The 14473-nt window shown below is 58.9% G+C and carries 10 protein-coding genes, 1 tRNA gene and 2 pseudogenes; 6 read left to right on the top strand and 7 right to left on the bottom strand.

Features of this window, described 5'->3' with window-relative positions; translation table 11 throughout:
- Positions 1-54: 54 nt before the first annotated feature.
- Positions 55-501 (top strand): MarR family transcriptional regulator, encoded by a 447-nt coding sequence (locus tag AC1DMK_RS08210; protein WP_037069138.1) that lies wholly within the window; start codon positions 55-57, stop codon positions 499-501.
- Here the strand turns inward: AC1DMK_RS08210 and AC1DMK_RS08205 are convergent.
- The 3 genes and pseudogenes from AC1DMK_RS08205 to AC1DMK_RS08195 form a co-directional block, all read right to left on the bottom strand.
- Positions 491-859, bottom strand: a complete 369-nt coding sequence (locus AC1DMK_RS08205; protein ID WP_477858253.1) for a hypothetical protein — start codon at positions 857-859, stop codon at positions 491-493. The genes AC1DMK_RS08210 and AC1DMK_RS08205 overlap by 11 nt on opposite strands.
- A gap of 41 nt (positions 860-900) precedes the next feature.
- Positions 901-945: pseudogene (locus AC1DMK_RS08200) on the bottom strand (hypothetical protein); the annotation flags it as partial.
- A 542-nt stretch (positions 946-1487) separates the two neighbouring features.
- Positions 1488-1862, bottom strand: a complete 375-nt coding sequence (locus tag AC1DMK_RS08195; protein WP_477858252.1) for a helix-turn-helix domain-containing protein — start codon at positions 1860-1862, stop codon at positions 1488-1490.
- 736 nt (positions 1863-2598) lie between these two features.
- On the opposite strand from AC1DMK_RS08195, the gene istA reads away from it, so the two are divergent.
- From istA to AC1DMK_RS08175, 4 genes are all read left to right on the top strand, one after another.
- Positions 2599-4107: an IS21 family transposase gene (gene istA / locus AC1DMK_RS08190; protein WP_477858250.1), complete on the top strand. Its 1509-nt coding sequence runs from the start codon at positions 2599-2601 to the stop codon at positions 4105-4107.
- Complete coding sequence (istB, locus tag AC1DMK_RS08185) at positions 4104-4916, top strand: IS21-like element ISRm9 family helper ATPase IstB (protein WP_477858249.1); 813 nt, start codon at positions 4104-4106, stop codon at positions 4914-4916. Before istA ends, istB begins: the two co-directional genes overlap by 4 nt.
- 454 nt (positions 4917-5370) lie before the next feature.
- Entirely contained in the window at positions 5371-6570 is a 1200-nt protein-coding gene (gene mnmA, locus AC1DMK_RS08180; protein WP_477858247.1) for a tRNA 2-thiouridine(34) synthase MnmA, read from the top strand.
- A gap of 109 nt (positions 6571-6679) precedes the next feature.
- A tRNA-Met gene (locus AC1DMK_RS08175) sits at positions 6680-6756 on the top strand.
- A 117-nt stretch (positions 6757-6873) separates the two neighbouring features.
- Here AC1DMK_RS08175 and AC1DMK_RS08170 read toward each other — a convergent pair.
- Positions 6874-7132 (bottom strand): annotated as a pseudogene (locus AC1DMK_RS08170) (IS481 family transposase); the annotation flags it as partial.
- A gap of 419 nt (positions 7133-7551) precedes the next feature.
- On the opposite strand from AC1DMK_RS08170, the gene AC1DMK_RS08165 reads away from it, so the two are divergent.
- Positions 7552-7734 carry a hypothetical protein gene (locus tag AC1DMK_RS08165; RefSeq protein WP_477858245.1) on the top strand — a complete coding sequence of 61 codons (183 nt, stop codon included), beginning with the start codon at positions 7552-7554 and terminating at the stop codon, positions 7732-7734.
- A 309-nt stretch (positions 7735-8043) separates the two neighbouring features.
- On the opposite strand, the gene AC1DMK_RS08160 is transcribed toward AC1DMK_RS08165, so the two are convergent.
- The 3 genes from AC1DMK_RS08160 to AC1DMK_RS08150 are packed head-to-tail and all read right to left on the bottom strand — an operon-like array spanning position 8044 to position 14251.
- Positions 8044-10758 carry an adenylate/guanylate cyclase domain-containing protein gene (locus AC1DMK_RS08160; protein ID WP_477858243.1) on the bottom strand — a complete coding sequence of 905 codons (2715 nt, stop codon included), beginning with the start codon at positions 10756-10758 and terminating at the stop codon, positions 8044-8046.
- Positions 10740-12488, bottom strand: coding sequence for a peptide ABC transporter substrate-binding protein (locus AC1DMK_RS08155; protein WP_477858241.1), 1749 nt, complete (start codon positions 12486-12488; stop codon positions 10740-10742). Before AC1DMK_RS08155 ends, AC1DMK_RS08160 begins: the two co-directional genes overlap by 19 nt.
- Positions 12485-14251, bottom strand: a complete 1767-nt coding sequence (locus AC1DMK_RS08150) for a peptide ABC transporter substrate-binding protein (protein ID WP_477858239.1) — start codon at positions 14249-14251, stop codon at positions 12485-12487. The genes AC1DMK_RS08155 and AC1DMK_RS08150 overlap by 4 nt, the downstream gene beginning before the upstream one ends.
- Positions 14252-14473: the final 222 nt, after the last annotated feature.

Below are 14473 nucleotides of genomic sequence, written 5' to 3'. Positions count from 1 at the left end.
TTTTTTACCTGACGCAGTATCGTCAGGGCCCTGATATAATATAAGGGTGCTGATATGTCCAGCCTGATTGATCCGCCGATAGATGACACCTACCGCTCGCTCGGATATGCATTGAAGCGGGCGCAGCAAGCGCTGCGGGGCCGTCTCGACACGGAACTTAGAAACATCGGATTGACGACCCCACAGTACTCGGTACTAGCGGGGCTTGAGTTCAGCGCGGGCTTGTCAAGTGCGGAACTGGCGCGGCGGGCATTCGTAACACCGCAGACGATGCAGTCCATCATAGCGACACTCGAACGGGACGGTCTCATCAAGCGAACGGCCCACCCGGTACATGGTAGGGTCTTAGCTACCGAACTTACGCCGGACGGGCGGTCGGCATTGCGTGCGGCCCACGAGATTGTCGCTAACGCCGAAGTGCTGACCCGAAATGCCGTTGCACCAAGTGATCCGGAGATCATATATGCAGCCTTGCTACGCATAGCAGAGGCTATGCGGTGAGGTCCTCCGCTGACGCACAGTCGAAGAGGCTTGACCGTCGAGCCTGTTTCGTCCGCTTCGGGCCGGCTGCGGTCACGGTGGCATCTGCCACAGAATAGCGCATATTTGCCGTCGATGTGGATCTCGCCTTCGAGAACGTGTCTTCACGCCTGGTGGCGATCGCCTCGCGCATCTTCATAAGGAAGACCCAGGCGGTCTTGTACCGGCATCCGAGTTCGCGGGAGAGTTGAAGGGCGCTTTTGCCTTCACGCTCTTCACGGACAGCCACAGCGCCGTCAGAATGTCGCGAAACGGCATCTTCCGGAAGGCGAAGACCGTCTTCGAGGTGACCGAGAATTCGCGACGGCACTTCTGGCATTTGAAGCACTGCCGTCGGATCGGATGGCAGCGCTTGTTCCCGCAGTTGATGCACACGGGACGGCCACCAGTCTCCGGCCAGCGGATCAGGCAAAACGTCTTGAAGGTATCTTCCTCGGTGCCTGGCGGAGGGTCTTAAGCGTGAAGGTCCGGCAGTAGGGCGAGAGCAGGAAGTGCTGGTTGCCCCAATATTTCTACCCTCCGGAGGACCTCCAGGTCATCGGAGCTGAAGGAAATCTCGGATACGGCAGGCACGTTGATATTGTTGATATCTTCCATGTTCAGGGCCTTTGAAGGGGACAATACGAGCGCGCTCGCCGATCAGGCGTTGGGTTGTGGGAGCTCTATTCGTATCAATCTGAACATGGGAAGTGCGTACCATACCGAGTTGTCAGGGTCGATCGGCTTCGGGTCGCTGAGGCTAGAACGCGACTTTCGTGTCCGCGATGAGTCGAAGTGTCTTCACGCGATCCATGATTATCCGAGCGTGTTCGCCTGACAGTGGGAGATCCTCCATCATCTTGCCCCAGGTGTCGGCCGCCTTTTCGACTGTACGGGCGACTTCTTGATCAAGGTTCCAACCTGAGTATCTGGCTTGCCGGATCTCAGAAAGACGGACAGCGTGTTGCTCATTGCTTTGCCGCTGTCGCGCCCCGCGTAGGTGTTTCGTCGTCTTCCCCATCATAGCCATCAGGGATGAACACATCTTCCAGCACTGAACCCTCGTAGGGCTTGTGAGGGCCGGATGGCGGTGCCAAGTACTCGGAGATGATTGAATTGACGCGGCCGATTGCCCGGTTGGGAACGAAGACGATCTGCATCTGCAGTGCTTCGGCCACAGCCTGTAAGGTGGCTGCTTCCGGGTTGATGACTCCTCGCTCAAGGCGAGAGACATAACCCTGATCTAGGCCAATCAGCTCTCCCAGATCGCGCTGAGACATCGACGCAGCCTTCCTCAAAGGCTTCACCTGTTTTAGGAACGACGCGAACATGCCTTGCCTCATGACTCATAATCCATATCTGCGTCAAAATATGATTTACGATACATTTTGTTAAGTCAGGCAAGATCAAACGAGATGAATAGAGATACATTTTGTGAGGTAAATATGAATTATATATCATGTTTTATGCGCGGCGCTCGCCTGACGCGATCCGGCAAACTTCAGCGCTTCATCTTCGCAAGGTGGCGCTCGTAACGCGCCTCAATCTCAGGAAACTCGGCAGCACCTCATTCCTCCATGGTCAGCACCACGCCATGCGCAGTCTCCATACAGGATACTCGGTGAAAAGACCGCGCCGGACACGGGAAACGAACCGCCAAGGCTCGAAATTCCCCACACGCTCGAACCCGTCCTTGGCCGCAACCTCGACCTATCGAAAGTTTTTGTTTTGCGGCCGATAGTATTCCACATTTAAGTTAGGGGCTGGCCAAGAGACCCGATCTCAATGCCGCATTTGGCGCTTGGAGGCGGCTCCTACATAATCGCGCGATCTTGGGACGAGGGGGGGCACCGCAGAGCTGCCAATCCCTGCCCATCGCTTGCCCGTCTGCGGCGCGACAATCAACTTGGGAGGAGCGTCAATCAGGATGGGAGCGTCGCCAGGAGCGTCACGGAGGGAGGGCGTAGCCCGACCGGAGGGACGTTCCTGGCGACGGCGCGAACCCACATAGGGGTTCACGCCGTCTGGTGATCGCGATGTGTCGGGTGCATTTCTTCTTCCCGCTCAAAGGAAGAATGAATGCCCGGCAGACACATCACGGATCAACAATCGAGGCTCTACATGCAAAATCGCCAGAAGCACAGTGTCCCTGTCGCGGCCGCCAAATCAGGGTTCAGCCCATCCACTGGTTATCGGATCGAAGCAGATCCCCGTCCACCAAGCGAGAAGAAGGCCAAACACGAACGACGTCGGCCTGATCCATTGGAAGGGATATTCACCGAAGAGGTKGTTCCCMTGCTGCAAAGCGCTCCGGGCTTGCGGCCTGTCGGYATTCTTCGYGAGCTTTGCAAGCGTCAYCCCGAACTCGGTTCTGGTATTCGCCGCACWCTTGAGCGCCGGATCCGCGCGTGGCGTGCGATCCATGGCGAAGATCAGGAGGTGATGTTCCGGCAGGTTCACGAGCCGGGACGCATGGGGCTGTCGGATTTTACCCACGCACCGGGCCTCAAGGTCATGATCGCCGGCGTGATCTTCGAGTACCTGCTCTATCACTTCCGGCTGGCCTATAGCGGCTTCGAGCATGCCGAGATTGTCGAAGGCGGCGAGAGTTTTGCCGCGCTGACAAGTGGTTTGCAGAACGCCCTTTGGTCTGTCGGCGGCGCACCGCGCGATCACCGCACGGACAGCCTTTCGGCTGCATTCCGCAATCTCAATGCCGATACCGCGCAGGACATGACAGATCGGTATGACGCGCTTTGCGCCCATTACGGCATGAAGGCCAGCCGCAACAATCGCGGCGTCGCCCACGAGAATGGCGCGGTCGAAGGATCCCATGGCGATCTGAAGCGGGAACTGGAAGATGCTCTTCTGCTGCGCGGAACGCGGGACTTTGCCGACGTCAGCAGTTTTGCCGCCTTCATCGATGAGGTCGTCGGCCAGCGCAATGCCCGTCGGGCCAGGGAGATCGCCATTGAGCGCGAAAGCCTGCTGGCGCTGCCGCGCAAGCGCCAGCCCGAAGGCGAAGACGAGATCGTCTACGTCACCAGCAGCGGAGGCTTTACCCTTCGCCGGGTCTTCTACACCGTTCCTTCCCGGCTGATCGGCCATCGGCTGCGCGCACGGCTCTTCAAGGAGCATATCGAACTGTTCCTCGGCGGCACGTCCCTGATGAAGCTGCCGCGCGTCAGAGGCCAGCTTGGCCCCGTCCAGCATGTCGTGAACTACCGTCACGTCATTCATTCCCTGCGCCAGAAGCCGGGAGCTTTGCCCAGACTCGGCTATCGCGATCAGCTCTTCCCCAGGGATGCCTATCGCAATCTCTACCATGCCGCCATGGAGGCGCTGCCGGAACGCGATGCCTGCCGTCTCACGGTGGAACTGCTGAGCCTGGCCCATGAGCGTAATGTCGAGGCCGCACTGGCCGAGGCCATCCAGAACGAGCTCGATGCGGGAACCTTGCCGACACTTGACGGCATGCGTACCCGGTTCGCGCCGAACCCGACTTGTGTTCCGCATGTCAACGTCAAGCTGGGTAAACTGGTCGATTACGATAGTCTTATCGGCACTCGTTCGGAGGTCATGGCATGAGACCCAATGATCCTGTCGATATCGCGCGCCTGTCCCTGATGCTGACCGATCTGCGGTTGCCGGGCATCTCCAGGGCCTGGCACAGCTTCACCGAGCGGGCTGACACGGAAGGCTGGCCGGCTTCTCGGCTGCTGGCGGCACTTGCTGAGTTCGAGGTCGCCGAACGCGAAACGCGGCGTATGCAGCGCCACCTCACCGAAGCGCGTCTTCCTCCAGGAAAAACCCTCGATACCTTCGACTTCACGGCTGTGCCCATGGTCTCGAAGGCCCGGGTCATGGCGTTGGTGGCGGGAGATGTCTGGTTGAAGAACGGCGCYAATCTGATGCTGTTTGGCGGGCCAGGCGGCGGAAAATCGCATCTGGCGGCCGCCATCGGCGCCGGGCTGATCGAGAATGGCTGGCGGGTGCTGTACACCCGTACCACCGACCTTGTTCAGAAACTGCAAGCCGCCCGTCGCAATCTCGATCTGGAAGGGGCCATCGCAAAGCTCGACAAGTATCATCTGCTGGTGCTCGACGACATGGCATATGTGACCAAGGATCAAGCGGAAACCAGTGTGCTCTTTGAACTGATCAGTGCGCGATACGAGCGCCGCTCGCTGCTCATCACCGCAAATCAGCCTTTCGGTGAATGGGACAAGGTCTTTCCAGATAAAGCGATGACTTTGGCCGCCATTGATAGACTGGTTCATCATGCGACGATCTTCGAGATGAACGTCGAGAGCTACAGGCGCAAAACTGCAATATCCCGTTTGACGGAAAACAGCGACGGTGCCACCGCAACGCTGGCCTCAGCCCTCGCTGATTGACGCGCCGCGACAAACAAACATCAACATAGATTGTCGCACAATTGAARGCCGGCCTTCCGCTTCAAACGGAGGCCGGCTYTCTGCTGCGATCACTSCGGCCCGCGACAAACATCTCTCATCCTGATTGACGCTCCGCGACAATCCAGAAAACCGGTCCGCTGACGCGCCGCGACAATGGCGAAAAATAACCCTTGCAACCCACTGATCCGCAGTCCATCTTCTCCAAATCGCGACCACCTGACTCTTCATCCTGATCGTCGCGCTTCCCATCTAAATTGTCGCGCCACACCCGTCTGGACCTCGCCACCCCCCGCCTCTTGCGCCCGAACCCAATCTTTTCTATATCCTCGCCAACGAAAGTGCCTGCGGCCGATCCCGCCGGCAGAGATGAACGTCCGCCGGATCTGCGCATGGCAGGGCGGATCGAGATACGCTTTAGAATTGGCAGCACCCCGTGAACACACTGGATTTTGACAAGAAACCGGAAGATACACGCGTTGTCGTCGCCATGTCCGGCGGCGTCGACAGCTCCGTCGTGGCTGGCCTTCTCAAACGCCAGGGCTATGATGTGCTCGGTATCACGCTGCAGCTCTACGACCACGGCGCCGCCGTTCACCGCGCAGGCTCCTGCTGCGCCGGCCAGGATATCGACGATGCGCGCCGCGTCTGCGAGACGCTCGGCATTCCGCACTATGTGCTGGATTACGAGAAGCGCTTCCGCGACACCGTGATCAATCCCTTCATGGAAAGCTATGTGGCTGGCGAAACGCCGATCCCGTGCGTGTCCTGTAACCAGACTGTCAAGTTCGCCGACCTACTCGAGACGGCCAAGGAACTCGGCGCGGATGCGCTGGCGACTGGCCACTATATCCGTTCGCGGCCGAACCCCGAGCCAGGAAACCCCGCGCGCCGCGCGCTCTACCGCCCGGCCGATGCCGACCGCGACCAGAGCTACTTCCTGTTTGCGACGACGCAGGAGCAGATCGACTACCTGCGCTTTCCGCTCGGTGGTCTACCCAAGGCCGAGACCCGCAAGCTTGCCGAGGAGATGGGCCTCGTCGTCGCCAACAAGGCCGACAGCCAGGACATCTGCTTCGTGCCGCAGGGCAAGTACACTGACATCATCAACAAGCTGAAGCCGAATGCGGCGCTGGCGGGAGAGATCGTCCATCTCGACGGCCGCGTGCTCGGCCAACACGAGGGTATCCTGCACTATACCATCGGCCAACGCCGCGGCATCGGCGTTGCCACCGGCGAGCCGCTCTATGTGGTCTACCTCGACGCCCGTTCGCGCCGCGTCATCGTCGGCCCCAAGCGAGCGCTGGAAACGCATCGCGTCTATCTGCGCGACGTCAACTGGCTGGGCGACGAGCAGTTGCTGCAGGCGGCTTCGGGCGAGGGCTTTGCCTGCTTCGCCAAGGTGCGCTCGACCCGCGCGCCGACGCCGGCCGTTCTGCATGCCGATCAGACCGGCATCTATGTCGATCTGGCTGTCGGCGAGGCAGGTGTCGCGCCGGGCCAGGCCTGCGCCCTCTACTCGGCGCCAGGCGACAACGCTCGCGTCTACGGCGGGGGCTTCATCGAACGCTCGGAGCGCGAACCGGCGGCCGAAGCGTCGCTGAAGGCGCTGCTCACAAGCTCCGTTGCCGCTTAAAAACAGGCTGTGCATTTTCTTGATCACGCGCTTGACATGACGGCGAACCGCACCTTATAAGCCGCTCATCCCACGGGCCGCCTCATTGCGAACGGCACCGTTGACCAGTGGCGGAGTAGCTCAGTAGGTCAGAGCAGAGGAATCATAATCCTTGTGTCGGGGGTTCAAATCCCTCCTCCGCTACCATTCAATGCCTGTCCATACCGAAGACATAGGTAACAGAGCGTACCTAAGACATGGGTGACAACCTCGTGCCGAACGGGTTGTCGATGGTTTGCAAGGTCTTCTGCTCCAGGTCGACATGATGCGCTCGAGCGCGATGCCGAGCCGCAGCCACCAGACTGACAGCTTCGACAGATTGTAGAGGCCGTTTGGGCTGGCGAACGGCAGGCCGTTGTCACTGCGGATCGCGCTTGGCAGGCCATGTTCGGCAAACAACCGGCGGAACGCCTCGAACACCCCCACCTCCTTTGTCGATTCGAAGGCTTCACTAGCGTGACGCCTGGTCGGTGACCGTCAGCGGGTAACAGTATCGGCCGTCACCGAGCTTGAACTCGCCACGGCAGGCGCCGCTCCGGGCGATCTGGTCATCAACTGACCTTTCGCTCTGGAGATCTGTGGAGAATCGGGCGTAGATGGCCGCTCGTTTGCCTTGCATGTCAGTTCCTCATTCGCCTTGGCGTCGCGCGCACGGTCGCGGCGCGCGTCAGCTTTTGCCACAAAATCAAGCAGCCTGGATCTGGAGGCAGCAAGCTCACCCGATCACCTCCGGGGTCAAGGCGCGGATATCGAGCGCCAGAGCCGCCATGACGCCATGGCCTTCCGGTCTCCCAGCGCTCTTCCACAGCAGCATCTACCAGCCTTGCGGCCTGCAACGCAGCATGTTCGAGACCTTTGCGATATGCAGCGGCGCGACGGCGCTTGATTTCACCACTGGCCATCACTGCGCACCATGTTCTGCGGGTGTGGTATGATCTGACGATGAGCAATCTGAAGAGAAGCCCGCGTGAGCTTGCTGCTCGCGCTCTTTGCCGTCTGGAAGGACATCCAGAGAATATTCAGTTTGAGGGGCAGCCGATGTGGAAGTCGTATCTTCCGCAGGTTGATGCCGTTCGTCAGGCTGTTCTGCCGCCTGAAGAGTTTGATCGGATGCGGCAGGAGTAGTCCCCACCACATTCTTCAGGGGCGGTGGGGTTGGCCGTGGGCGGCAACCGTTTCTCGGCCCTTGTCAGTGATGACCCAATAGGTCATTCCGCTATTGTGCCACGAAACCCGGGCCAATCCCTTTTCGGCGAGAGCTTGAGCCGTGCGGTTAGGAACTGTGCCTTTACCGCACTATGGATGGACGAGCCCATTGCGGACATAGAGGTTTGCATCGCGGAACGGCTGCCTTGCGCCCCCGTTTCGGCCGTAGAGACCGCTTCGCTCCCTCCCGCAAACAGACATTGCTGGCGACGGCGACAAAGAAAGTTTCTAATTGCGTAAGGTTGCCAGAAGATGTTCGAGCGCCTTGATCGCCTTTACGCGATCGGCGCCCCTCAGGGCGGAATCTATTTCCAACTTTAGGTCGCCCACATGGACCGAAGGCGTGGCATTCTCTCGATCGATGCGAGGGCCGATAACCCGATAGGTCTTGATGTCATAGGAGAAGCCCTTGACGGTCAATGGAGGCAACTCCTCAGCTTCGATTTCGTCCTTGACTAGGGCAAAAGTCTCGCCTGCTAGCAGTATGCCGCCGAGGTCGGCGTGGCTCTGCAGTCTCGATGCGAGGTTCACCTCCCCCCCGATGATCGTATAGTCCATCCGATCTTCGCTACCGAAATTACCCACGGTGCAATAACCCGTGTTGATGCCAATTCGCAGATGGAAAGGTAGCGCAAAGCCCGCTTCGGTCCATTCGGCGCGCAACTCTCGCATCCTCGCTTGCATGGCGATCGCCATTCGAACACAGGCAAGCGCATCCTCCCTCACACCTTTGGTTTCGGGATCACCAAAGAAGACCAGGATCGCATCGCCGATGAATTTGTCGATCGTCGCGCCGTGGTCTAACGCAATCTTCGCCATCTCAGTCAGATAGTGATTGAGCAAGTCTGTAAGCTCTTCGGACTCAAGCTTGTCTGTCGTCGCCGTGAAGTCGGCGATGTCGGAGAAGAAAACCGTCAGCTTCTTTCGGGCAGACGAAATCTCGACGTTTTGCCTGCCAGAGAAGATCGAGGCGAAGACCTGAGGCGAGAGGTATTTCGATAGCTTGCTCGATACTGCTTCCAGCGTCCGGTTCTGCTCGCCAATCCGCGCTCCGGCTTCCTCTGCCTGGCTCTTGGCAGATTCCGTCGCAGTATGCAGCCGCGCGTTCTCCAGGGCGATCGAGGCGAGCTGCCCGAAGCGCTTGAGAAGCTCAACCTCCTCGGTGCCAAACTCGAGTGCCGAATCGTCGTCGTAGGCAATGCCGAGCACGCCACTCACCTTGTCGCCGGATGTGAGCGGTACCGCCATGATCGCCCTTATCGTCACGTCGAGTTGTGCCGCGGCAGCCGCACGCCGCGGCCATGTCTGATATTGGTCTATGACAAGCGCCTCGCCAGAGTGCCAGACGGTGCCCGCCACACCTTCCTTGCTCTTGAGCTGCTGGCCAGCCGGCTGTCTCGCGTAAACGCCTACGCCGACCATGCGTTCAAGGCACTCGCCAGCTTCGTCTACAAGATAGACATAGCCATGCTCCGTGCCCAGCAAACCTGCAGCGCGGGTCGTCAGATCCGAAAGCAATTCGGTCAGATCCAACCTCGCGATCAGGCCAAGCGACGTATCGTGCAGTGCAGTCAGATATTCACTCTGGCGGCGAAATCGCAACGCGAGCTCTTCCTGCTCCCTGCGGCGGTTCTCGAGGTCGCCGAGATTGGCGCCCAACTGCGCCGTCATGTCATTGAATGTTGACGCGAGCGCGCCGATCTCATCGCCCGATTCGACCCGGGCTCGTGCGGCGAGATCGCCCTGGCGAACACGGTCTGCAATGCCTGTCAGGCGCTGGATCGGCCCTGCGATGCTTTCGCGGAAGATCATGCCCAAGATCAGGCCAAGGATAGCGGCAGCCACGCCGCCGATCATGATGACACGCTGCGCCCCCTCGAGCTGGTCGCGACCGCTGGCGAGATCCGCCTGAAGTCTCTGCTGTTTGACCTTTGCGATTTCGTCCAGAATCTGGAGCATTCCTTCAGCGAGCGGAACGGCTTGTGTGCGGAATACGAAGAGGTCCTCGCGCGCATGTTCGCCTTCGACCGCGGCAAACATTTGTGCTGGCAATTGCAGAAAGGCAGCACGCGTCTTCGACAGCTTGTCAACGAGCTTTTCCTGGTTCGGCGTGAGTATGGCGTTCGCATCCGTTATGTTCTTCCAGGCGGCATCGTTGATCGTCAGGTTCGCCTCATATTCGTACTTGAAGCCGTCTCGTCTGGTCGTCACATAACCGCGCAACCCTGCGACCATGGCATAGAAGGAACTCTGGAAAGACGCGAGGTCGGCTAGATACGCCATGTTCTCTGACGTCGCGTCACGCTTTTGCTGCGCCAGGATCAATGCCTTGGCCGTCCCGACGATCGTGGCAATCATCGGATTGGCGTCCGTCACAAGCAGTTTAAGGGCTGGTTCCCGCCGGAGTTGATCGTTACGCAGGTCGAAAAGCTGGTCAGTCAACGGTTGCCACGAGGCGAGCTTCTCGTGGAGTTCCTGCATTTCCCGTTGGATGTCGACTTCTGCGCTCGCTCTTTCCTGGAGGAGAAGTTCGAGCGACTGCATATCCGCGAGAAAAGCGGTTTTCGCCGCCATGTAGTCGTCGCGGTAAGTCTCCTCGCCGAGCGCAAGGTAGCCACGCACGGCGCTAAGCATTTTCAGTAGGTCAGCCTGCGCCTGCGCCGAGGCTACTGCGCTCGGGGCGCTCAGGTTGGTGGTTCTGTTGATGCTTGTGACCGCATCGAGGCTACCCATATAGTTCAGACCGACAACCAGCAAGGTAAGCGCCGCCAGAATGCCGAATCCGACGGTTAGCTTGCCGCCGATGTTGAGATTTCTGAGAGCCGGCGAAGCCGCGCGAACGAGCGCATGCAATGGAACGGCATAGAACGGGCGATTTCCTGCGACTACGGGCTCCTTATTCTCCGTGTCACCCATTCCGGCCGTCATTGCTTGCGCCGCCACTCCGCGATGTTCCAGGTTTCGGAATCCCAAGGTGTGGGATTGAAGCCTAGTATATCATTGCGAAGTCCGGCGACATTTGCCCAGACGACAATTGGAATAACGGCGGCTTCTGCAATCAAAAGATCATTCATCGCCACGAAGAGGCTGAGCCGTTTTTCTGGATTGATCTCCACCTCAGAGGCGTGGAACATCGCATCATATTTGGCATTGCAATAGCGGGACTCGTTCAGTCCTGACCAATTGTTCTTCTTTTGAGCAGCCTCCGCACAGGTCCACTTGACCATATAGCTTCCCGGATCGGGACTCTTATTGCCGGTCGCGAATTCCTCGATGTCCGCGTAGAAGTGTTGACTCGTGTTTAGATCGTCTGGCGAAGCCGAGAAGAATACGCTCGAGTCGATCTGCTTGTCCTGGACCTTGATGCCGATTGCGGTCAGATCGGCGCCGATAATCGTCTGTGTCTTCTGGCGAACCGAATTGACCGTCGTTTGAAACGACAGCGCCAACGGGACACCATCTTTATCACGGATGCCGTCACCGTCGGTGTCACGCCAGCCAGCCTCGTCCAGGAGCGCGCGCGCCTTTTCGAGATCGAATTCCCAAGTCGTGTTGGGAGAGTCGTAGAGAACCGGCGAGACCAGAAGGTTTGCAGTAGGCCGACCGGTTCTGCCGTAAAGCACTGCGATCTTCTTGCGGTCAACGGCTTTCGCCAGGGCCAGCCTGACCTTAGGATCGGTCAAGATCGGATTGGGAAATACGACACTTGCTCGCTCGCCATCCGAGGTCTCCCGGTTGGGATCGGTGAAATTTAACATCAGTCGCTCGACGTAAGAGCTCCAATAGAGAGCTATCCTGCCGATTTGCTTCGCTTCCAGTTCCTGCAATTCGGCATCGCCGATTTGAAGGTTCCACGCGTAGTCGACGACGCCTTTGCCGAGCACTGCGTCGGCGGCCGTCTTTGCGTCGCCGCCGCCCTGCAACGTCACTTCATCAAACCCCAGATGGGCGCGGTCGCGATACTCCGGATTGGGCTCGTAGATGATCTTGACCGTGTTGACGACATCGTCKCCGATAAGCAGCACGTCCTCCGTACGGAACTCCTTGAGGCGGTACGGACCGGTTCCAATTGGAGCCAGGTTCGGGGGTGCGTCCACCGCCGCCTTGTTGTTGTAGGGGGCGAAAATGTGTTCCGGCAGGATCGCCCCCTGTATGCCGACGAAGGGAAGCGCCCAGGCGGGATCGACGTCCTTGAACGTTACTCTTACCGTCTGGTCGTCGAGTGCCTCGACCCTATCGACGGACTTATAGGTCCCGACGCTTGAAGAGCCCACTTCCGGATTGGTGATATAGGAATACGTGAAGACTACGTCCTTCGCGGTAAACGGGGCGTCGTCCGACCACTTGATATTTGGCTTCAGTTTCCAAATGACCGACTTGCCGTCGCCGGCGACCTGGCCGTTGTTCAGGGACGGAATTTCCGCTGCGAGGAACGGCACCAGGCGCCCTTCGCTGTTGAAACTCGCCAAGGGCTCATAAATGATCCGGCTGGCGGTCTGATCCTTCACACCTGGAGCTAGATGCGGGTTGAGAAGTTTTGGCGCCTGCCAGAACAGGAGCTTCAGGGTCCTATCAGCCGCGAAGGCCGACTGTGGCGCAACTGCAAGCAGCGCGAACGTCGTCAAAGCGATAAAGCGTTGCATTGCACCGGTATTCCAGCTTGATGCCGTCATTTGCGGCTCCAATCGGCGATGTTCCAAGTTTCGGAATCCCAGGGTGTCGGGTCGAAACCATCAAGCTCGTTGGAAACTCCGCTGACGTCGGCCCAGTGCACAAGCGGAATCGCCGCAGCGTCCAGAATTAGCAAATCGTCCATTCGTACGAGGATCTGACGGCGTTTGGCCGGATCAACCTCGATGGTCGAAGCCTGATAGAGAGCATCGTAATCCTCGTCGCAATATCGGGCCCAATTCGACCCCGACCAGTTGTTGGCCATCTGTGCCGCTTCCGAACATGTCCAGCCAAACATGTAACTGCCGGGATCGGGGCTCTTGTTGCCGTAGGCGTATTCTTCCATATCGGCGTAGAAGTGCCTCCGTGAGTTGGTGCTGTCGGGCCCTGAACCGAGAAAAATGCTCGAGTCGATCATCTTGTTCTCAATCTTGAGACCGATTGCTTCAAGGTTTGCCTTCACGATCTCCTGGGTTCGCTGGCGAACGGAATTCACGGTCGTTTGAAACAGGAAACTGAGCGGAACGCCGTTCTTGTCGCGCACGCCGTCGCCATCGCTATCCTTCCATCCTGCCTCGTCGAGGATCAGCTTCGCCTTTTCGGGATCGAACGCCCATTCACTGTTGGGGGAGTTGAAGATCGCTGGAGCAACCAGAATGTTGCTGGTCGCTCGGCCCGCGCGGCCGTAGAGTGACGCTATCTTCTGCCGATCTATGGCAAGTGAAAGAGCGGTGCGCACGCTGCTGTCGGACAGTGCGGGATGTGGATACTGCACGCTCGACCGTTCCCCATTAGGGGTCTCGCGGCTGGGGTCGGTGAAGTTGAGCATGATGCGCTCGACGTAGGACCCCCAGGAAACCGTCGCCTTGCCGACGCCGCCCGCTTCGAGTGCCTTGAGCACGGCGTCGTCGACCTGAAGATTCCAGGCATAGTCTACAACGCCTGCCTGCAGCACGGCCTTTGCAGCGACCGCGGCGTCGCCGCCACCCTGAAGCGTCACCGCATCGAAGCTCAGCTTCTCGGCATCGCGATAGTACGGGTTGCGCTCGAAGATGATATTGACCGTGTTGACGACATCCTCACCGATGACGAGCACGTCCTCGGTCTGAAACTCCTTCAATCGGTAAGGGCCCGTACCTATGGGAGCAAGGTTCACGGGCGCTGTCGCCGCGTCCTTGTTATTGTAGGGGGCAAACACATGCTCAGGCAGGATCATGCCCTGGACGCCGACGAAAGGCAAAGCCCAGGCAGGATTAACGTCCTTGAAGGTAATTTGCACGGTGTAGTCGTCAACAGCCGCGACATGGTCGATCGTCTTGTAAGGACCGACACTCGCGGAGCCGACATCCGGATTGGTGATATAGTTGTAGGTGAAGAGCACATCCTTTGCCGTGAAAGGTTGGCCGTCGGACCATTTTACACCCTGATTCAGTTTCCACACGACCGAACGGCCGTCGGCGCTCACTTCTCCGTTCTCGAGTGACGGAATTTCAGCGGCAAGGAAGGGAACGAGACGTCCCTCCCGGTCGAAGCTGGCCAGCGGTTCATAGACGATGCGGCTGGCGGTCTGGTCCTTGATACCTTGCGCCAAATGAGGGTTGAGCGTGCTCGGAGCCTGCCAAAGCAGCAGTTTCAGCGTCGCGTCGGCCGAAATTGCAGATTGCGGGACAATCACGATCAACGGAAAAAGGACAACCGGCAGAACGAAGCGCGCCGCGCGAATGAACTGTCCGAATTGCGACCAACACCCAGCTATCCTGCTCATCGACCCCCCACGCTGGTGTTGCCCGACCGCACGCGGACGAGACCGCGCACGTTGGTATGCAAGATATCTATTAGACCGAATTCCCCTCGTGCGCTCTGACACGCCACATGTTGGCCTCATCGCCGTCAGTTGGCAATATCTGGGTGTGGGGTTGTCCGAGATAATCCGCAGACGGTCCGCCGCGATAGTTTGGCGGCCTTGCGGCGCTACGCACCTGGTCGA

Source organism: Rhizobium sp. 05L419 (assembly GCF_056397845.1).
The sequence above is the reverse complement of the archived record's forward strand: the minus strand, read 5'-3'. Positions and strand labels throughout refer to the sequence as shown.